Annotated in this window: 16 protein-coding genes and 1 pseudogene; 10 read left to right on the forward strand and 7 right to left on the reverse strand. The window is 71.4% G+C overall.

Going from position 1 to position 19326, the window contains the following annotated elements:
• Positions 1–142: 142 nt before the first annotated feature.
• The 8 genes from AB0C21_RS22210 (at position 143) to AB0C21_RS22245 (ending at position 12223) form a co-directional block, all read left to right on the forward strand.
• Entirely contained in the window at positions 143–1429 is a 1287-nt protein-coding gene (locus AB0C21_RS22210) for an ABC transporter substrate-binding protein (protein ID WP_500206562.1), read from the forward strand.
• The gene (locus AB0C21_RS22215) at positions 1426–2340 is read left to right on the forward strand and encodes a carbohydrate ABC transporter permease (protein WP_500206564.1); all 915 of its coding nucleotides are present in this window, start codon (positions 1426–1428) and stop codon (positions 2338–2340) included. The genes AB0C21_RS22210 and AB0C21_RS22215 overlap by 4 nt, the downstream gene beginning before the upstream one ends.
• Positions 2337–3230: a carbohydrate ABC transporter permease gene (locus AB0C21_RS22220; RefSeq protein ID WP_500206566.1), complete on the forward strand. Its 894-nt coding sequence runs from the start codon at positions 2337–2339 to the stop codon at positions 3228–3230. Before AB0C21_RS22215 ends, AB0C21_RS22220 begins: the two co-directional genes overlap by 4 nt.
• The gene (gene yicI / locus AB0C21_RS22225; RefSeq protein WP_500206568.1) at positions 3230–5521 is read left to right on the forward strand and encodes an alpha-xylosidase; all 2292 of its coding nucleotides are present in this window, start codon (positions 3230–3232) and stop codon (positions 5519–5521) included. The genes AB0C21_RS22220 and yicI overlap by 1 nt, the downstream gene beginning before the upstream one ends.
• Positions 5521–6885, forward strand: coding sequence for a GH1 family beta-glucosidase (locus tag AB0C21_RS22230; protein ID WP_500206570.1), 1365 nt, complete (start codon positions 5521–5523; stop codon positions 6883–6885). Before yicI ends, AB0C21_RS22230 begins: the two co-directional genes overlap by 1 nt.
• Before the next feature lie 14 nt (positions 6886–6899).
• The gene (locus tag AB0C21_RS22235) at positions 6900–8132 is read left to right on the forward strand and encodes an MFS transporter (protein ID WP_500206571.1); all 1233 of its coding nucleotides are present in this window, start codon (positions 6900–6902) and stop codon (positions 8130–8132) included.
• On the forward strand, positions 8116–9126 hold the full coding sequence (locus tag AB0C21_RS22240; protein ID WP_500206573.1) for a LacI family DNA-binding transcriptional regulator: 1011 nt from the start codon (positions 8116–8118) through the stop codon (positions 9124–9126). Before AB0C21_RS22235 ends, AB0C21_RS22240 begins: the two co-directional genes overlap by 17 nt.
• Positions 9127–9235: 109 nt before the next feature.
• Positions 9236–12223 (forward strand): glycoside hydrolase family 3 C-terminal domain-containing protein, encoded by a 2988-nt coding sequence (locus tag AB0C21_RS22245; protein WP_500206575.1) that lies wholly within the window; start codon positions 9236–9238, stop codon positions 12221–12223.
• Between the two features lie 27 nt (positions 12224–12250).
• Here AB0C21_RS22245 and AB0C21_RS22250 read toward each other — a convergent pair whose 3' ends face one another.
• The gene (locus AB0C21_RS22250) at positions 12251–12775 is read right to left on the reverse strand and encodes an MmyB family transcriptional regulator (RefSeq protein ID WP_500206642.1); all 525 of its coding nucleotides are present in this window, start codon (positions 12773–12775) and stop codon (positions 12251–12253) included.
• A gap of 187 nt (positions 12776–12962) precedes the next feature.
• A pseudogene (locus AB0C21_RS22255) lies at positions 12963–13292 on the reverse strand (nuclear transport factor 2 family protein); the annotation flags it as partial.
• Positions 13293–13572: 280 nt separating this feature from the next.
• On the opposite strand from AB0C21_RS22255, the gene AB0C21_RS22260 reads away from it, so the two are divergent.
• Positions 13573–13962 (forward strand): SSI family serine proteinase inhibitor, encoded by a 390-nt coding sequence (locus AB0C21_RS22260; RefSeq protein WP_500206577.1) that lies wholly within the window; start codon positions 13573–13575, stop codon positions 13960–13962.
• Positions 13963–14124: 162 nt separating this feature from the next.
• The gene (locus AB0C21_RS22265; protein WP_500206579.1) at positions 14125–14361 is read left to right on the forward strand and encodes a hypothetical protein; all 237 of its coding nucleotides are present in this window, start codon (positions 14125–14127) and stop codon (positions 14359–14361) included.
• Positions 14362–14379: 18 nt separating this feature from the next.
• Here AB0C21_RS22265 and AB0C21_RS22270 read toward each other — a convergent pair whose 3' ends face one another.
• The 5 genes from AB0C21_RS22270 to AB0C21_RS22290 form a co-directional block, all read right to left on the reverse strand.
• Positions 14380–14862 carry a nucleoside deaminase gene (locus tag AB0C21_RS22270; RefSeq protein ID WP_353820562.1) on the reverse strand — a complete coding sequence of 161 codons (483 nt, stop codon included), beginning with the start codon at positions 14860–14862 and terminating at the stop codon, positions 14380–14382.
• Between the two features lie 62 nt (positions 14863–14924).
• On the reverse strand, positions 14925–15935 hold the full coding sequence (locus AB0C21_RS22275) for a LacI family DNA-binding transcriptional regulator (RefSeq protein WP_500206581.1): 1011 nt from the start codon (positions 15933–15935) through the stop codon (positions 14925–14927).
• A 33-nt stretch (positions 15936–15968) separates the two neighbouring features.
• The gene (locus AB0C21_RS22280; RefSeq protein WP_500206583.1) at positions 15969–17393 is read right to left on the reverse strand and encodes a GH1 family beta-glucosidase; all 1425 of its coding nucleotides are present in this window, start codon (positions 17391–17393) and stop codon (positions 15969–15971) included.
• Complete coding sequence (locus AB0C21_RS22285; protein ID WP_149262378.1) at positions 17390–18292, reverse strand: carbohydrate ABC transporter permease; 903 nt, start codon at positions 18290–18292, stop codon at positions 17390–17392. The genes AB0C21_RS22280 and AB0C21_RS22285 overlap by 4 nt, the downstream gene beginning before the upstream one ends.
• Complete coding sequence (locus AB0C21_RS22290; RefSeq protein WP_235037157.1) at positions 18289–19278, reverse strand: carbohydrate ABC transporter permease; 990 nt, start codon at positions 19276–19278, stop codon at positions 18289–18291. The genes AB0C21_RS22285 and AB0C21_RS22290 overlap by 4 nt, the downstream gene beginning before the upstream one ends.
• Positions 19279–19326 lie beyond the last annotated feature (48 nt).

Below are 19326 nucleotides of genomic sequence, written 5' to 3' on the forward strand. Positions count from 1 at the left end.
CTCCCAATCGATCGCCGCAGGTCAGCGGGTTTTGAGGCGAATTGATGTGGCTCGACCTATTGTGTCGCGGCTCACCCAGGGCTTAACATCCCGGCAATCGAAGCGCTTCGACAGGCGCTCGGCCCACCCCGGAGGAAGACCCATGATCAAGGCAGGCAGGAGCGCGGCGCTGATCGCCGCCCTTGCCGCGGCGGCGCTGTCGCTCACGGCGTGCGGCGACGGCGACGGCGGCGGCTCGGGCGGCAAGGAGCTGAAGCTCTGGCACTACGAGGCCCCCGACAGCGCCATGGGCAAGGCGTGGGCCGAGGCCGTCAAGGAGTTCGAGGCCACCCACCCCGGCGTGAAGGTGAAGTTCGAGGAGAAGGGCTTCGAGCAGATCCAGAAGACCGCGCCCATGGTGCTCAACTCCAAGGACGCGCCCGACGTCATGGAGTACAACAAGGGCAACGCGACCGCCGGGCTGCTGTCCAAGCAGGGCCTGCTCACCGATCTCACCCCCGAGGTCACCAAGCGCGGCTGGGACAAGCTGATCAAGCCGAACGTCCAGGTCACCGCCAAGTACGACGCCAAGGGCACCATGGGCGGTGACAAATGGTACGGCGTTCCTGACTATGCGGAGTACGTGCAGGTCTACTACAACAAGGACCTGTTCAAGAAGAACGGCGTCGAGATCCCGACGACGTTCGCCGAGCTGACCGCCGCGATGGACAAGTTCGTCGCGAAGGGCGTCACGCCGCTGACCAACGCGGGCGCCGAGTACATGGCGCACCAGTTCGTCTACCAGCTCGCCCTCGACAAGGCCGACCGCGCCTGGGTGGACGCCTTCCAGCGCTACACCGGCAAGGCGAACTTCAACGACGCCGCCTGGACCTACGGGGCCACCACCTTCGCCGACTGGGTGAAGAAGGGCTACGTCGCCAAGAACTCCGTCAGCCTCAAGGCCGAGGACGCCGGCGTCGCGTTCATGAGCGGCAAGTTCCCGATGATGTTCTCGGGGAGCTGGTGGTTCGGCCGGGTCGCCGCCGAGTCGAAGTTCGACTGGGAGACCGCCGTCTGGCCCGGCGCCAAGATGACGCTCGGCTCGGGCGGGAACCTGTGGGTCGTCCCCAAGGGGTCGAAGAACAAGCAGCTCGCCTACGACTTCATCGACATCACGATGAAGAAGCAGGCGCAGAACACCCTCGGCAACGCGGGCGGCGTCCCGGTCGCGGCGGACCCGGCCGCGATCACCGACGCCAAGGCCAAGAAGCTCATCGCCGACTTCGACCGGCTGTCGGCGTCGGACGGGCTCGCCTACTACCCGGACTGGCCGGTCGCCGGCTTCTACGACGCCTGGGTGGCGCAGACGCAGAAGCTGATGAACGGAACCGCGCCGGGCGAGGTGCTGAGCGGCATCCAGAAGACCTACGACGGCGGCCTGCCGAAGTGACGACGCCGGGCCGCGGCCGGTCGCGGGAGCAGTGGGGGTACCTGCCCTACCTGCTCCCCGGCCTGCTCCTCTTCACCGCCGTCATCGGCGTGCCGTTCCTGATGAACATCGGGACGAGCTTCACCGAGTGGACGGGCGTCGGGACCCCGAAGTGGATCGGGCTCGGCAACTACCGCGAGCTCGTGGAGGACGGGGAGTTCTGGGCCTCGTTCCGGCACAACGTCCTGATCATCGTCGGGATGGCGATCGTCCCGACGATGATCGGGCTGGTGCTGGCCTCGGCCCTGACCGACCTGGTCGACCGGCACTTCGGGCCGCGCACCGCGAGCGTCCTGCGCGCCTGCCTCTACCTGCCGCAGGTGCTGCCGGTCGTCATCGCGGGCGTGGTGTGGAGCTGGCTGCTGGCTCCGGAGAACGGCGCGGTCAACGCGCTGCTGGACGCCGCAGGCCTCGGCTCCCTCGCGCACGACTGGCTCGGCGACCCGGCCACCGCGCTGTGGAGCGTCGTCGGCGTCATGGTGTGGATGCAGATCGGCTTCCCGCTCGTGATCTTCATGTCGGGGCTGCAGCGGGTGGACCCGTCGCTGTACGAGGCGGCCGAGATCGACGGCGCCTCGTGGGGCCGCCGGTTCTGGCACATCACGATCCCGCAGATCCGGCCGGAGATCTTCGTCGTGCTGCTGTGGACCACGATCGCCGCGCTGAAGGCGTTCCCGCAGATCTTCGTGCTCACCAAGGGCGGCCCGGGCGGGGCGACGAACGTGCCCTCCTACTACTCCTGGGTCAACTTCTTCGAGAAGTCCGACGTCGGCTACGGCTCGGCGATCTCGACGGTGCTGACGCTGCTCATCGTCGCGCTGACCGTCGTCTTCCTGCGCATGCAGGGACGTGAGCTCGGGGAGGAACGATGACCGCGACGCTGACGCGCAAGTCCGGCGCGCCCCCGCGCGACGGGAGGGGCGCGCCCCGGCGCGCCCGCCGCCGCGGGCCGTCCGCCTACGCGGTGCTGGTGGCGCTGGTCGCGCTCGCAGGCGTGATGCTGATCCCGTTCGTCGTGGTGGTCTTCAACGCGCTGAAGACGCCCGAGGAGTACTCCTCGGCGGGACCGCTGTCGCCGCCGGACGGCATCTCGCTGGACGGCCTCCAGCAGTTCTGGGAGCGCGTCGACTTCGGGCACGTCCTGCTGAACAGCGTGGTCATCAGCGGTTCCGTCGCGATCCTCGCCGTGCTGCTGTCGGTGCTCAACGCCTACGCGCTCGGCATCGGGCGGATCAAGGGGCGGATGTGGGTGCTCGTCCTGCTGCTCCTGGCGAACACGCTGCCGCAGGAGGCGCTCGTCTACCCGCTCTACTACATGTCGAAGCAGATCGGCCTGTACGACACCAGGATCAGCGTGATCATCGTGTTCACGGTCATCCAGAGCGCGTTCGGCACCTACCTGCTGTCGTCGGTGATGTCGGCGTTCCCGCGCCCGCTGCTGGAGGCGGCGCGGATCGACGGCGCCGGCCGGTGGCAGGTGCTGTGGCGCGTCGTCGTCCCGGTCGTCCGGCCGACCATGTCGGTGCTGCTCGTCTTCTTCTTCGTGTGGACCTGGAACGAGTTCCTGATCCCCATGGTCTTCCTCATCTCCAACGAGAACCAGACGGTCTCGGTCGCGCTCGGCGTGCTACAGGGGCAGCGCCTCATGGACGCCACCATGTCCAGCGCCGCGTCGCTCCTCGGCCTCCTCCCGACCGTCGTGTTCTTCCTCATCTTCCAGCGCACCCTTGCGCGCGGACTGACGGCGGGGGCTATCAAGTAATGAAGTTCAGCGACGGCTACTGGATGCTGCGCGAGGGTGTGCGGGCGTCGCATCCGGTGGAGGTCCTCGACGTGGACACCGGGCCCGGGACGTTCACGGTCCACGCGCCGGTGCAGCGGATCCGGCACCGGGGCGACCTGCTCAAGGGCCCGGTGGTGACGGTGACGTGCGAGTCGCCGATGCCGGACGTCATCGGCGTCACCCTCACCCACTTCGCGGGGGAGCGGCGCCGCGGACCCGACTTCGAGCTGGCCGCCGACCCGGCCGGGGAGGTGTCCGTGGACGGCGAGGCGGCGGTGCTGACCTCGGGCGCCCTGTCGGCCCGGGTCGGGCGCGGCGAGCGGTGGAGCGTCGACTTCCTCGCGGACGGGCGCCGCCTGACCGGCAGCGCGCCCAAGGCGCAGGCCGTCATCGACACCGACGACGGCCGGCACTACGTGCGGGAGCAACTCGACCTCGGCGTGGACCACTTCGTCTACGGGCTCGGTGAGCGGTTCGGGCCGCTGGTGAAGAACGGCCAGGCCGTGGACGTGTGGAACGCCGACGGCGGGACGGCCAGCGAGCAGGCGTACAAGAACGTGCCGTTCTACCTGACCAACGCGGGGTACGGCGTCTTCGTCGACCATCCCGGGCGGGTCTCGTTCGAGGTGGCGTCGGAGGCCGTCGCGAGGACGCAGTTCAGCGTCGAGGGCCAGTCGATGCGGTACTTCGTCATCTACGGGCCGTCGCCGAAGGAGATCCTCCGCAAGTACACGGCGCTCACCGGACGGCCCGCGCGGCTGCCGGACTGGTCGTTCGGGCTGTGGCTGTCCACCTCGTTCACCACGTCCTACGACGAGGAGACCGTCACCTCCTTCATCGAGGGGATGGCCTCACGCGACCTGCCCCTCAGCGTCTTCCATTTCGACTGCTTCTGGATGCGCGAGTTCCAGTGGTGCGACTTCGAATGGGACCCGCGGGTGTTCCCCGATCCGGAGGGCATGCTGCGCCGGCTGCGCGACCGCGGCCTGCGGGTCTGCGTCTGGATCAACCCCTACATCGGGCAGCGCTCGCCGCTGTTCGAGGAGGGGCGCTCGCGCGGCTACCTGCTGACGCGTCCGGACGGGGACGTGTGGCAGTGGGACAAGTGGCAGCCCGGCCTGGCCGTGGTCGACTTCACCAACCCCGAGGCGCGGGAATGGTACGCGGGGAAGCTGGAAGCGCTGCTCGACATGGGCGTGGACTGCTTCAAGACCGACTTCGGCGAGCGCATCCCCACCGACGTCGTCTACCACGACGGCTCCGACCCGGAGCGGGCGCACAACTACTACACCTACCTCTACAACCAGACCGTCTTCGACCTGCTGCGCAAGAAGCGCGGCGAGGGGGAGGCGGTGGTCTTCGCCCGGTCCGCCACGACCGGCGGCCAGCGCTTCCCCGTGCACTGGGGCGGCGACGCCGAGTCGACCTTCGAGGCGATGGGGGAGAGCCTGCGCGGCGGCCTCTCCCTGGGCATGTCCGGGTTCGGCTACTGGAGCCACGACATCGGCGGCTTCGAGGGGACGCCCGATCCGGCGCTGTTCAAGAGGTGGATCGCGTTCGGGCTGCTGTCCTCGCACAGCCGCCTGCACGGCAGCCACTCCTACCGGGTGCCGTGGCTGTTCGACGAGGAGTCCGTGGACGTCCTGCGGCACTTCACCCGCCTGAAGATGCGGCTCATGCCCTACCTGGCCGGCGCCGCACGCCAGGCGTACGGGGAGGGGCTGCCGATGATGCGCGCGATGGTCGTCGACTTCCCGGACGACCCCGCCTGCACGCATCTGGAGCGCCAGTACATGCTGGGCGACGACCTGCTCGTCGCGCCGGTGTTCTCGTCCGGCGGAGAGGTCGCCTACTACGTGCCGGAAGGCGTGTGGACGCACTACCTCACCGGCGAACGCGTCGAGGGCGGCCGCTGGGTCCGCGAGCGGCACGGGTTCGGCAGCGTGCCGCTGCTGGTCCGTCCGGGCGCCGTCCTGCCGGAGGGCGCGGTGGAAGACCGTCCCGACTACGACCACGCGGACGGCGTCACGTTGCGCGTGTACGAGCCCGCCGAGGGGGCCACGGTCGTCACCCGGGTCGGAGACACCACGTTCACGACGGTGAGAAACGGTGGAAAGGTGCGCGTGACAGGCGACGGAACCTGGAACGTCCTCCTCGTCAACGCACGTGTGGCCGGGGTCGAGGGCGGTGAGCCCGAAGACCATCCGCACGGTGTTCTCATCAAGGCCGCCGGTGGCGACCTGGTCGTCACCCTGGAAGAGGAGAGCTGATGGGGTTCCCGGAAGGGTTCCTGTGGGGCACGGCCACCGCCGCCTACCAGATCGAGGGCGCGGCCCAGGAGGACGGCCGCGCGCCGTCCATCTGGGACACGTTCAGCCACACTCCCGGCAAGGTCCTGAACGGCGACACCGGCGACGTCGCCACGGACCACTACCACCGGTGGGAGGAGGACATCGCGACGATGGCCGAACTCGGCATCGGCGCGTACCGGTTCTCGATCTCCTGGTCGCGGGTCCTGCCGGACGGCACGCCCAACCCCAAGGGCATGGACTTCTACTCCCGCCTGGCCGACGCGCTGCTGGAGCACGGCATCGCCCCGGTCGCGACCCTCTACCACTGGGACCTGCCGCAGTCCCTGGAGGACGCGGGCGGCTGGCCGGACCGCGACACCCCCCGCCGCTTCGCCGACTACGCCGAGCGCGTCGGGCGCGTCCTCGGCGACCGCGTCCACACCTGGACGACGCTGAACGAGCCGTGGTGCTCGGCGTTCCTCGGCTACGCGTCCGGCGTGCACGCACCCGGACGCACCGACCCGGTGGCCGCGCTCACCGCCGCGCACCACCTGAACCTCGCGCACGGCCTGGCGGTGCGGGCGCTGCGCGGCGTGGTGTCGCCGCACGCGCGGCACTCGGTCACGCTCAACCTGCACCACCTGCGCGGCGACGCGGAGGCGGTCCGGCGGGCGGACGCCGTCTCCAACCGCGTGTTCCTCGACCCCATGCTGGGCAACGGCTACCCCGCCGACCTGCTGGAGGACACCGCGTCCCTCACCGACTGGGGCTTCCTGCGCGACGGGGACGAGGACATCATCGCCGCGCCGCTCGACGTCCTGGGCGTCAACTACTACTCGCCCACCCTCGTCCGGGACTGGGACGGCACGACCCCGCGCGCGCACGCGGACGGCCACCGCCAGGGCGCGGCCAGCCCGTTCGTCGGCTGCGACGCCGTGGAGTTCGCCGAGCAGCCCGGCCCCCACACCGCGATGGGGTGGCCGATCGACGCGACCGGGATGGAAGAGCTCCTGCTGCGGCTGCACCGCGAGTACCCGGACACCCCGCTGATGGTCACCGAGAACGGCGCCGCGTTCGACGACGTGTTGGACGCCGACGGCCGCGTGCGCGACCACCGCCGCATCGCCTACCTGCGCGACCACATCGCCGCCGTCGAGAGGGCGTGCCAGGCGGGAGCCGACGTCCGCGGCTACTTCGCCTGGTCGCTGCTGGACAACTTCGAATGGGCCTACGGCTACTCCAAGCGCTTCGGCCTCGTCCACGTCGACTACGCCACCGGCGACCGCACCTGGAAGGACAGCGCCTCCTGGTACCGCGACGCCATCGCCCGCGGCCCGTCGTGAACGCCGGACGCGCGGTGAACCCAGGACGCGCGGGCGCGGCCGTGGCGGCGCTGGCCCTGGGCGCGTTCGCCTTCGGCACGACCGAGAACCTGCCGATCGGGCTGCTCCCGCTCATGGCGGACGACCTGGACGTCTCCGCCTCCACCGTGGGGCTGCTCGTCACCGGCTACGGGGTCGTGGTCGCGGTCGTGTCGGTCCCGCTCGTCCGGCTGACGGTCCGGGTGGGTCGCCGCCCGCTGCTCACCGGCGTCATGGCGGTCTTCCTGGTCATGACGTTCGCGTCGGCGGCCGCCCCCGGCTACGGGTCCCTGTTCGCCGCGCGCCTGGTGACCGCGCTCGCGCAGGCGGTGTTCTGGCCGGTCGCCGTGGTCGCCGCTGCCGGGCTGCTGCCGCCCGAGGCGCGGGGCAGGGCCGCCGCCTACGTGTTCGGGGGCGGGTCCCTGGCCATCGTCCTCGGCGTCCCCGCCGGCGCCTGGCTCGGGCGGGCCGCCGGCTGGCGCGCCTCCTTCGCCGCGCTCGGCGTCATCTGCCTGGTGTCCTTCGCCGCGCTCGCCGCCCTGCTGCCCCGCGGGGAGGCGGGCGGCCGCGACCCCGTCCCCGCGTCCGCGCCGGACGCGCGGCGCTTCCGGCTCCTGGTCGTCACGATCATGCTGCTGGTCGGCGGCGTCTTCACCGCCTTCACCTACATCACCGAGTTCCTGACCCGCGTCAGCGGGTTCCCGGACTCGGCCACCAGCCCGCTCCTGCTGGCGAACGGCGCCGCCGACACAGCGGGAGTGGTCGTCGCCGGCATCGTGGTGGACCGTGGCCCGCGCGCCCTGCTCGCCGGGTCCGCCGCGGTGCTGGCGGCCGCCCTGCTCGGCCTCTTCGCCTTCGGCGCGGCGGCGGTGCCCGCGGTCCTCATGCTCGTCCTGCTGGGGATCGGGCTGCCGTGCGCCGCGACCGCCTTCCAGGCCCGGGTGATGGAGTCGGCGCCGGGCGACACCGACGTCGCCTCGGCCTGGACGTCGGCCGCCTTCAACGTCGGCATCGCCGGCGGAGCCCTGTTCGGCGGCGTCCTGCTGCCGGTGACCGGCGTGCGCGGCACGGCCCTCGCGGGCGCCGCGGCCGCCGGGACGGCGCTCGCGGTGATCGGGGCCGACCGGCCCGCGCGCGTCCGCGCTCCGACCGGTTCGGGCGGGGTTACCATCATTCGCACTCTGAACCGCTACGAGGACGACGGGACGGTCCGTGGTCAAGATCACTGACGTGGCGCGGCACGCGGGAGTGTCGCCGAGCACGGTCTCCTACGTGCTGAGCGGGAAGCGCTCGATCTCCGAGGAGACCCGGCGGCGCGTCCGGGAGAGCATCCGCGAGCTCGGCTACCGGCCGCACGCGGGCGCCCGCGCGCTCGCCAGCAGCCGCTCCAACGTGCTGGCGCTGATGATCCCACTGCGCTCGGGCATCGCCGTGCCCGTCGTCATGCAGTTCGCGGTCTCCGTCGTCACCGCCGCGCGCCGCCACGACCACGACGTCCTGCTGCTCACCCAGGAGGAGGGCGAGGACGGCCTGCGGCGCGTCGCCGACAGCGCCCTGGTCGACGCGCTGATCGTCATGGACGTCCAGATGGAGGACCCGCGGCTGCCGCTGCTGCGCTCCCTGGACCGGCCGAGCGTGCTGATCGGCTTCCCCGCCGACGCGGGCGACCTCACCTGCATCGACCTCGACTTCCACGCGGCCGGCGCGGTCTGCGTCGAGCACCTCGCCGGGCTCGGCCACCGCGAGATCGCGCTGATCGGCTCGCCGCCCGAGGTGTACGCGCGGCAGACCGGCTACGCCCAGCGGGTCGCCGACGGGTTCGCCGCCGCGGTCCGCGAGCACGGGCTGACCGGGGAGGAGGTGTACCCGTGCGAGTCGACCGCCGACGCGGCCCGCGAACTCGTCGCCCGGCTGCTCGCCGAGCGCCCCGGCCTCACCGGCGTCCTCGTCCACAACGAGCCGGTCGTCGGCCCGGTCGTGCGGGCGCTGCGCGCGGCCGGGCGGCGCGTCCCCGAGGACGTGTCCGTCGTCGCGCTGTGCCCTGACGAGATCGCCGAGCACGCCGAGCCGCCGCTGTCGTCGGTCGCGATCCCCGCCGAGGAGGTCGGCGGCCGCGCCGTGGAACTGCTGATGTCCAAGCTCGACGGCGCGCCCGTGCCCGCCGCGACCCTGCTCCCGCCCACCCTGACCAGGCGCGCCAGCAGCGCGCCCGCGCCCCGCTGACCGAGCGGGCGCCGCCGCACCGACGAAGGAGGAAGGGGCCCGTCCCGGCCCGTTATCGAAGCGCTTCGATACACCATCCGCTCGGGGGATGTTTCCAGAAGGAGAACCGGTGCACAGAGCCCATCGCAATCCCCGTTCCCCCGGCCGGCGCAGCCGGTCGCTGACCCTCGTGGCGGCCGTCGCGCTGGCGGCCCCCCTCGCGTGGACGGCACCCGCCGCCGCACGCGAGGCCTACCCGTTCCGCGACCCGCGGCTGCCCGTCCAGGCCCGGGTGGACGACCTGGTCGGGCGGCTCACGCTCGACGAGAAGATCTCCCTGCTGCACCAGTACCAGCCCGCGATCCCGCGGCTCGGGATCAACCGGTTCAAGACGGGCACCGAGGCGCTGCACGGGGTCGCGTGGTCGACCGACGTCCACAACAACGGCGCCGTCGTGACCGCGAAGGGCACCGTGTTCCCGCAGTCGGTCGGGCTCGGCGCGACCTGGGACCCGGCCCTGCTGAAGCGGATCGGCTCGGCCGTCGGCGACGAGGCCCGCGGCTACAACAGCGAGAACCCCGACGTGTGGGGCCTCCAGCTGTGGGCTCCGGTCGTGAACCTGCTCCGCGACCCGCGCTGGGGCCGCAACGAGGAGGGCTACTCCGAGGACCCGCTGCTCACCGGCCTTCTCGCCACCGCGTACGGCCAGGGCATGCAGGGCGACGACCCCGAGCACCTCAAGGCCGCGCCGGTCCTCAAGCACTACATGGCCAACAACAACGAGGTCCGCCGCGACCAGACGTCCTCCAGCCTGCGGCCCCGGGTGCTGAAGGAGTACGACGAGGTCCCGTTCAAGATCCCGCTGACCCGCGACGCGGCGACCGGGATCATGACGTCCTACAACCTCGTCAACGGCCGTCCCGCCACGGTCAGCCCCGACGCCGGCGGGCTCGTCCGCTCCTGGTCGGACCGGACGCTGTTCAACGTCACCGACGCGGGCGCCCCGAACAACCTCGTCGGCTCCCAGAAGTACCACCCCGACCTGCCCACCGGCGACGCGGCGATCCTCAAGGCGGGCGTGGACAGCTTCACCACCGACGACACCAACTCGTCCATCACCGTGAACGCGGTCAAGACGGCGCTGTCGCGGGGGCTGCTCGCCGAGTCCGACATCGACCGGGCGGCGGAGCACATCCTGAGCCTCCGCGTGCGGCTCGGCGAGTTCGACCCGGGCGGCGGCCCCTACGGCAAGATCACCAAGGACGCGGTGGACAGCCCCGCGCACCGCGCCCTGGCCCGCACCGCCGCTGCCGAGCAGATGGTGCTGCTCAAGAACCAGGGCAAGGCCCTGCCGCTCACGTCGCAGAAGGTCGCGGTCGTGGGACCGCTGTCGGACACGCTCTACACCGACTGGTACTCCGGCGCGCTGCCGTACAGGGTCACGCCGCTGGAGGGCATCAGGAAGCGCGCCGGCGCGGTGGCCTCCAGCGAGGGCGTCGACCGCATCGCCCTCAAGGACGTGAAGACGGGCAAGTACATCGCCGGCGGGACGGGCTCCGGCGCGGTCCTGAAGACCGGGCCCGCCTCGTCCTCCGACGCCACGGCGCAGTTCGACGTGTTCGACTGGGGCCAGGGCGTCGTGACCCTGCGCAGCGCCGCCAACGGCAAGACGGTCGGCCGCTACAACTGGGGCGACACCTTCGCCAACGACCAGGACCAGCCGAACGGCTGGTTCGTCCAGCAGATGTTCAAGCTGGAGAAGCAGGACGGCGGCGACTACCTGCTCCGCTACGCCGGGTACGAGAAGGCCTACGACTGGGCCGACCCGGCGAAGACCTACGTGAAGGCGCAGGACGACGGCACGCTCGTCCTCACCGCGAAGGCCGAGGCGTCCCGCTTCGCCAAGGACGTCGTCAGCAGCGGCGTGGACTCGGCGGTCAAGGCCGTGACCGGCGCCGGCGCCGCGGTCGTCGTGGTCGGCAGCATGCCGTTCATCAACGGCCGCGAGGACCACGACCGCACCACGATGGCGCTCGCCGAGGGGCAGTCGGAGCTCATCAGGGCCGTCCGCAAGGCGAACCCGAACACGGTCGTCGTGGTGGAGAACAGCTACCCGACGACGCTCGACTGGGAGCAGGCCAACGTCCCGGCGATCCTGTGGACGAGCCACGCCGGAGCCGAGACGGGGAACGCCCTGGCGTCCGTCCTGTTCGGCGACGAGAGCACCTCGGGCAAGCTGCCGCAGACCTGGTACCGCTCCGACCGCGACCTGCCCGACATCCTCGACTACGACATCATCAAGTCGGACCGCACGTACCAGTACTTCAAGGGCAAGCCGCTCTACCCGTTCGGCTACGGCCTCTCCTACACGTCGTTCCGGTACGGCGAGCCGCGCCTCAGCAGCCGCTCCATCGGACGCGACGGCACGGTGACCGTCACGGTGCCGGTGACCAACTCCGGCAAGAAGGCCGGCGACGAGGTCGTCCAGCTCTACACGCACCAGCGGAGTTCCCGGGTGAAGCAGCCGGTGAAGAGCCTCCGCGCCTTCGCCAAGGTCCACGTGGCCCCCGGCAGGACGGTGAACGCGACACTCCGGCTGAACGCCTCGGACCTCGCCGTCTGGGACGTCACACGCGGCAAGTGGACGGTGGAGAAGTCGAAGCACGACCTGCTCATCGGCTCCTCGTCCACCGACATCCGGCGCCGCGCGGCCCTCGACGTGCGCGGCGAGACGATCCCCGCCCGCGACCTCGCCGGGCCGACCCGCGCCGCCGACTTCGACGACCACGACGCGATCCGGCTGGTCGACGAGACGAAGGCGTCCGGTGACGCGGTGGCGGGCGCGGCCGGCTCCTGGCTGCGGTTCGCGGACGCCGACCTCGGCTCGTCCGCCGGCCGGATCACCGCGCGGGTGGCGGGCTCGTCCGCGACCACCATCGAGGTCCGCCTGGACCGCCCGGACGGCCCCCGCGCCGGAACCCTCACCGTCCCGTCCACCGGCGGCGACTACACCTACAAGGAGATCACCGCACCCCTGACCGGCGCCCGCGGAAACCACGACGTCTACCTGGTCTTCAAGGGCGAGACCCGCCTGAGCACCTTCTCCCTGACCCCCTGACCCCGTCCCGGCGCGAGGGGCGCGATCTCACAGGTTCGCGCCCCTCAGCGCCTGGAGGGCGTCGGAGGTGGGGGAACCGGGGGCCGCGGTGTAGAAGACGGTCCACTGGTCGCGGGCCGGATCGTGCAGGGCCTCGCACTGGAGGTCGAGCAGGCCCGCGACCGGGTGCCGGATGAGCTTGCGCGTCGAGCGCCTGAGCCGGACGTCGCCCTCGGCCCAAAGCGTCCGGAACTCCGGGCTCGCCGCCAGCAGCCGCTCCACGAGGGAGCGCACGCCGGGGTCGCGCGGATACCGGGCGGCCACCGCGCGCAGATCGGCCACGGACTCCCGGGCGAACCGGCGGGCGTCGCCGGGATCGATGCGGTCCCGGGACTGCGGCCTTGCGAAGAAACGCCAGACGACGTTGCGCTCGTCCTCCGGAACGGCGGAGAAGTCCCCGAACAGGGCGGCGGCCATGGGGCTCCAGGCGAGGACGTCGTATTTGGCGTCGCAGACGAGCGCGGGAGTGTCGACCAGCCGCTCCAGCAGGTGGTTCGCCCAGTACGCGACGATGCTGGGCTACAACTCGTCCAAGGCGGCGCTCAACGCCGTCACGCTCATCTACGCCACCACCCTCCGGGACTCCGGTATCAGGGTCAACGCGCTGTCGGGTCAGGTCGCGGGCCAGGTCGAGCGTGATGCGGCGTTCGGTGAAGTGCCAGCGACCGTTGGTGCGCGAGAAGGCGTCGTTGTAGGTGCCGCAGGCGATGGGCTGGAGAGGGAGGCCGGGGACGGCCTGGAAGACGGTGTAGTACGCCTTGGACGTCGCCGTGCCCGCCTCCTCGTCCACCTCGATGGCGAGGTTCGTGGTGACGTGCTTGGTGCGGAGGGTCCCGTCGGCATGGACGATCACCGTCCGCTCGAACATCGCCGCGATCGCCTCGCCGCCGCGCAGGGTGCCGCGGCTGCCGGTGAACGCGGCGTCGGCGAACAGGTCGCGGATGCCGGCGAAGTCCGCGCGGTCGACGCATTCGGCGTAGCGGTGGACGAGGTTCGCGACGGCCTGGTGGCTCGGCTGCTCGGCGGGCATGGTCCGATCCTCGTCCGCGGGCGGGTGCGGCGGCGGGCGGGTCCCGATGGGCGGGACGGCCGCGAATATCACAGGCCGCGGGCAATTCACTGCCAATCGGCATTGCACATTCGGGCAGACTTGATTTAAGAATGAACGGGTGGCTAGGTTGGGACGGAGAATGGCCTTGTTTGGTGGAGTTTGTGGCACCTAATGTCTGGATGCGGCGGGGCATTCACCACAATTCGATGCCCCGCCGGCCAATGCCGCAGATCGCGGCGGGCGATCCAGGGAGGAAGACATGCACATGTCGCGTGCCCGTTTCCGGTGGGCGGCCGTCCTGGCCGGAGCGGCGATGCTCGTCCCGGCGGTGCCGGCGCGGGCGGACGGACCGGCCGGCGCCTACCTGCTCACGGTCGTGCCGCAGGACGGCCCAGCCGTCACCCGCACCCTGTGGTGCGACCCCGACGGCGGGACGCTCGGCGCCGCGTCCCAGGCCTGCGACCAGCTCGAGGCCGCCGGCGGCGACGTCGGGCGCGTCCCCGCGCGGCGGGAGCCGTGCACGCTGGAGTACGCGCCCGTCACGGTGATCGCGAACGGCGTCTGGCACGGCGTTCCGCGGTACTTCACCCGGACGTATCCGAACCGGTGCGCCGCCGCGCGCGCCACCGGCGGAATCCTTTTCGGCTAGTAACCCATGGTCTGCGGGCCGCCGGAATGGGGAGCGGGGTGCTGTCCGGCGGCCCGCGCTGTAAAGGAGACGTTCATGCTCGCTTTCACCGGACCGGATGTGCTGGTCACTTACGAGCGTTCCGGGGGATTCGCCGGAATTCACCGGAAAGTGACCGTTGACATGTCGGGAACGGCCCTCGTCAATGACGAGAAGGTCGCGCTCGGCGCGGCGGAGATGAGCGGCCTGCGGAACGCGCTGGGCCGCGTCGTCACCACCTGGTCCTCGTCGGACGGCTGCCAGGTGGCCGACCACTTCACCTACACGCTCACCTACCGCGGGCACCGGGCGACCCGGTGCCTGCTGCCGTCCGACTGGCGCGAGGCCGTCGAGCGGCTGGAGGCGCTGACCCGGCGGTGAGCCCGGGAGTCGCCGCCCTCAGGCGCAGGCGCGCGTGTGCAGCTCGCGCATCGTCGCCTCGAGGGCGGCGACCGGGCCGTCCACCGGGACGCCCGGCGCCACGTCCTGGACCGGGATGGCGCTGACCGGCCCGGCCGGGGCGCCCAGCTCGGCGCGCAGCTCCATGAGCTGCCGGGACGACATGATGTAGACGATCCGGCCGAGGCCGACCCAGCCGTGCGCGGCCGAGCACATCGGGCAGTGCTCGCCGGAGGTGAAGACGGTGGCCGCCGCGCGCTCGTCCGGCGTCATGTTGGCCGCCGCCCAGCGCGCGATCTCGAACTCGGGGTGCCGGGTCTGGTCGCCGTCCGCAGTGCGGTTGCGGTCCTCGAACAGGACCTCGCCGGAGGCCGACACCAGCACCGAGCCGAACGGCTCGTCGGCCGACTCCAGCGCCTCACGCGCGAGCTCCACGCAGCGGTCGAGGAAGACGCGCTCGCCGGCGGTCGGTTCGTAGGCCATCGCTCAGCTCCTTGCCCCGGGGACGACCTGAATGATCATAGGGGCGGGGCGCGGCCCGCCCCTCACGCGGAGTCGCGCAGGACCAGGTGGGGGCGCAGGATGACCACCGGTTCCGCGACGGTCTCGCCGCGGATCCGCGAGATCAGCAGCCGGGACATCTCCCGGCCCATCTCCTCCGGCGACTGGTGGACGCTGCTGAGCGGCGGGTCGGCCAGCGGCGCGGCGGCCGAGTCGTCGAAGCCGATCACCGCCACGTCCGCGGGGATGCGGCGCCCGCTGCGGTGCAGGACGCGCAGCGCGCCGAGCGCCATCGGGTCGTCGGCGGCGAACACCGCGTCCAGGGCCGGCTCGGCGGCCAGCAGCCGCTCCGCCGCGGTGATGCCGCTGGCCTCGCCGAAGTCGCCGTACTCGACGTACTCGGGCAGCCCCGCCTCGGCGAGCGCCTCCCGGTACCCGGCCAGCCGGTCGATGCCGACCCCCATGTCCTGCGGGCCGGCGATGGTCGCGATGCGCCGCCGGCCGCCCGCGATGAGGTGGCCGACGGCCTCGCGGGCGCCGCTGCGGTTGTCGACGTCGACGTAGCTGACCGGGTGCAGGCCCGGCGGGCGGCCGCCGAGGACGGTCGGCACGCCGTTGGCCTCCAGCTTGGCGGGCAGCGGGTCCTCGGCGTGCAGGGAGGTGAGGAGCACCCCGTCCACGTGCTGGGTGGTGAGGTACTCCTCAAGCCGTCCGTACTCGTCGGGGGAGCGGGCGAGGGCGAGCAGGAGCTGCAGGCCGGTGTCGCCGAGGCCGTTGCTGATCCCGCGGATGATCCCGGCGAAGTACGGCTCGCCGAACAGCCGCTGGTCCGACTCGGCGACCACCAGCGCCACGGTGTCGGTGCGGCGGGTGACGAGCGTGCGGGCCGCGCGGTTCGGCACGTACCCGAGCTCGTCGATCGCCTTCAGCACCGCCTCGCGGGCCTGCGGGCTGACCCGCGGCGAGCCGTTGACCACCCGGGACACCGTGCCGCGGCCCACACCGGCCCGCGCCGCGACCTCCTCAAGGGTCGGGCGCGTGCTCCTGCCCGTCATGTGGCCCCCTCCGTCCGTACCGTCGCCCCCGAGTCAGCCCCGCTCGGGCAGCCCGCCCCGCCGGATCACTCCGGCGTACCACCGTGCGCTGTCCTTGGGCACCCGGCGCTGCGTGGCGTAATCGACGTGGACCAGCCCGAAACGCTTGGAGTAGCCCCAAGCCCATTCGAAATTATCCAGCAGCGACCATGTGAAATAGCCCCGCAGCGGGACGCCCTCGGAAATGGCGTCGTGGCACGCCCGGAGGTGGGCGTCGAGATAGGCGATGCGGCCGGCGTCTTGGACCGTGCCATCGTCGTCCGGGACCTCGTCGTAGCCGGCGCCGTTCTCGGTGATGTACAGCGGGACGGCCGGGTACTCGCGGTGCAGCCGGGTCAGCACCTCGTGCAGCCCGCTCTCGTCGATCTCCCAGCCCATCCCGGTGACCGGGCGTCCGGCCGAGACGAACCGGACGTGGGCGCTGCCCGGCCACGGGGAGTTCGTCGCGAACGGCGACGACGCCGTCTGCGCCGCCTCGCCTGGCGTGCCCGCGACGGTGTGCCGCGAGTAGTAGTTGATGCCGAGCTGGTCGATCGGCCGGTTGATGACCGCGAGGTCCGCGTCCGGCGGGGTGAACCCGTAGACCGAGGTGTCGGCGAGGACGTCGTCGGGGTAGCGGCCGAGCAGCAGCGGGTCGAGGAACAGCCGGTTCTGCAGCCCGTCGATGCGGCGCGCCGCGTCCAGGTCGGCGGGGTCCTCGGTGGCGGGGGACACCGCGTAGAGGTTGACGGCGGCGCCGAAGCGGTTGTCCGGGCGGCGGGCGCGCATCGCGTCCACGGCCAGGCCGTGGCCGAGCATCAGATGGTGCGCGGCCAGCAGGGACGCCGAGGGGTCGATGCGCCCGGGCGCGTGGTCGCCCGACGCGTAGCCGAGGAACGCCGCGCACCACGGCTCGTTCACCGTCATCCAGTTCGTGACGCGGTCGCCGAGCGCCGCGTGCACGTGGTCGGCGTACTCGGCGAACCGGTGGGCGGTGTCCCGCTCGGGCCAGCCGCCCTTGTCCTCCAGCGGCTGCGGGAGGTCCCAGTGGTAGAGCGTCGGCCACGGCTCGATGCCCGCCTCCAGCAGCGCGTCGACCAGCCGCCGGTAGAAGTCGAGGCCCTCGGGGTTGAAGTCCCCGGCCCCGGTGGGCTGCACGCGCGGCCAGGAGATCGAGAACCGGTACGCGGTGAGGCCGAGGTCGGCCATGAGCGCCACGTCCTCGGGGAACCGGTGGTAGTGGTCCACCGCGACGTCGCCGGTGTCGCCGCCCAGGGTCTTGCCCGGCGTGCGGGAGAAGGTGTCCCAGATGGACGGTCCGCGCCCGCCCTCGCCCGCGGCGCCCTCGATCTGGTAGGCCGCGGTGGCGGCCCCCCAGCGGAACCCGGTCGGGAAAGGTGCGGCGGGAGCCGCGCTGGTGTCGTCCTTGAGGGAGGTCACGCCTTCACAGCACCTTCCATGATCCCGCCGATGATCTGGCGGCCGAAAATGATGAACACGACGAGCAGCGGCAGGATCGCCACGCTGGTGCCGGCGAACATGAGCGTGTAGTCCTTGAAGTAGGCGTTCGCCAGGTTGTTGATGGACAGCTGCACCGTCGGGTTGTCCGGGCTCAGCACCGCGAGCGGCCACATGAACTCGTTCCAGGTCTGCATGAACGTGAACAGCCCGAGGACGCCCGCGGCGGGGCGCAGCGCGGGGAGCACGACCCGCCAGTAGATGCCGAACGTGGTGCACCCGTCGACGCGGGCCGCCTCGATCAGCTCGTCCGGCACGGCCTGGTCGGCGTACTGCCGCATCATGAACACCCCGAACCCGGTGACCAGGAACGGGACGATGACCGCCTGCAGGTGGTTCTGCCAGCCCAGCTTCACCATGATCATGTAAAGCGGGATGATGCCCATCTGCACCGGGATCATCATCGTCGCGATGATGGTGAGCAGCAGGCCGTTCTTGCCGCGGAAGCGCAGCTTGGCGAACGCGAACCCGGCCAGCGAGGCGAAGAAGACCGTGGAGACCGTCACCGCGGCGGAGGCGATCGCCGAGTTCAGCAGGCCCTTGGCGAAGTAGGCCTCGGGGTTGTCGAACAGCCGGCCGACGTTGTCGCCGCCGTGGGCGCCGGGCAGCAGCGGCGGCGGGACGTCGGCGACCACGCTGTTCGTGCGGGTCGCCACGATGATCATCCAGTAGATCGGGAAGATCGACAGCGCCAGTGCCACGATCAGCGTGAGGTAGGTCAGCGGGCTGGCGTTCCACAGGCCGCGGTAGCGGCCGGGGTGGGCGGCGGCGCGCCTGCCGCCCTGGGGCCGGCCGTCGGGGCCGGCGAGGAGCGTGGTCACTTGGAGCCTCCCGTGCGCCGCACGGCCAGGAAGTTGATCAGGGAGAACACGATGATCATCACGAACAGCGCCCAGGCGACGGTCGCGCCGTAGCCGTACCGGTCATGGCCGAACGCGTTGTCGTACATGTACATCGTGATCGTCTGGAACTGGTGGCCCGCGCCGCCGTCCATCTTGTTGGGGGTGCCGACGCTGAACAGGACGGGCTCGGTGAACAGCTGCAGCCCGCCGATCGTCGAGATGATCACCGTGAAGATGATCGTGGGGCGCAGCATCGGGACCGTGATCTGCCAGAACTGCCGGATCCGGGACGCGCCGTCGATCGCGGCGGCCTCGTAGAGGTCCTTCGGGATCGCCTGCATGGCGGCGAGGTAGATGAGCGCGTTGTAGCCGGTCCAGCGCCAGTCCACCATCATCGCGATGGCGGCCCAGGACCAGCCGCGGCTGCTCTGCCAGCTGATCGGGTCGATGCCGATCAGCCCGATCGCCCAGTTGACCATGCCCCAGTCCCGGTCGAACATCTGGGTGAACACGATCGCGACGGCGGCGGTCGAGGTGACCAGCGGGGCGACCATCCCGATCCGGAACAGCGTCGGCAGCCGCATCCGCCGGTTCAGGGTGTTGGCGATGAGCAGCGCGAGCAGCAGCTGCGGGACGGTCGACAGGACGAAGATCCCGAGGGTGTTGACCGTGGCGTGCCAGAAGTCGGCGTCGCCCAGCAGGTAGTCGTAGTTGTCGAGCCCGACGAACTTGCGCGTCCCGGACGCCAGCTCCCAGTCGTGCAGGGAGACCCAGAGCGTGTAGACGAGCGGGAAGGCGCCGAAGACCAGGAAGACGAGGTAGAACGGCGAGATGAAGGCGTAGGGTGCGCCCTTCACGTCGAGCCGGGTGAGCCGCGCGCGCCAGGCGCTGCGCGGCCCGGGCGGCGCCGCCGCGGGCGAGGCGGACGGCGGGCCGTTCCGGTTGGGGCGCAGATCGGTGGTCACGTCGTGCGCCTCCTTTCCGAGGACGGGACGAAGCGGGAAGTGGGAACG

The sequence above is a fragment of the Spirillospora sp. NPDC049024 genome (assembly GCF_040649235.1).
GTDB lineage: Bacteria > Actinomycetota > Actinomycetes > Streptosporangiales > Streptosporangiaceae > Spirillospora.

What these genes read in the sequence shown, in the direction of transcription:
- AB0C21_RS22265 (WP_500206579.1), top strand. Translation starts at nt 14,125, where the DNA reads ATGTCGGGAACGGCCCTCGTCAATGACGAGAAGGTCGCGCTCGGCGCG.
- AB0C21_RS22230 (WP_500206570.1), top strand. Translation starts at nt 5,521, where the DNA reads ATGGGGTTCCCGGAAGGGTTCCTGTGGGGCACGGCCACCGCCGCCTAC.
- yicI (WP_500206568.1), top strand. Translation starts at nt 3,230, where the DNA reads ATGAAGTTCAGCGACGGCTACTGGATGCTGCGCGAGGGTGTGCGGGCG.
- AB0C21_RS22275 (WP_500206581.1), bottom strand. Translation starts at nt 15,935, where the DNA reads ATGACGGGCAGGAGCACGCGCCCGACCCTTGAGGAGGTCGCGGCGCGG.
- AB0C21_RS22220 (WP_500206566.1), top strand. Translation starts at nt 2,337, where the DNA reads ATGACCGCGACGCTGACGCGCAAGTCCGGCGCGCCCCCGCGCGACGGG.
- AB0C21_RS22270 (WP_353820562.1), bottom strand. Translation starts at nt 14,862, where the DNA reads ATGGCCTACGAACCGACCGCCGGCGAGCGCGTCTTCCTCGACCGCTGC.
- AB0C21_RS22210 (WP_500206562.1), top strand. Translation starts at nt 143, where the DNA reads ATGATCAAGGCAGGCAGGAGCGCGGCGCTGATCGCCGCCCTTGCCGCG.
- AB0C21_RS22260 (WP_500206577.1), top strand. Translation starts at nt 13,573, where the DNA reads ATGCACATGTCGCGTGCCCGTTTCCGGTGGGCGGCCGTCCTGGCCGGA.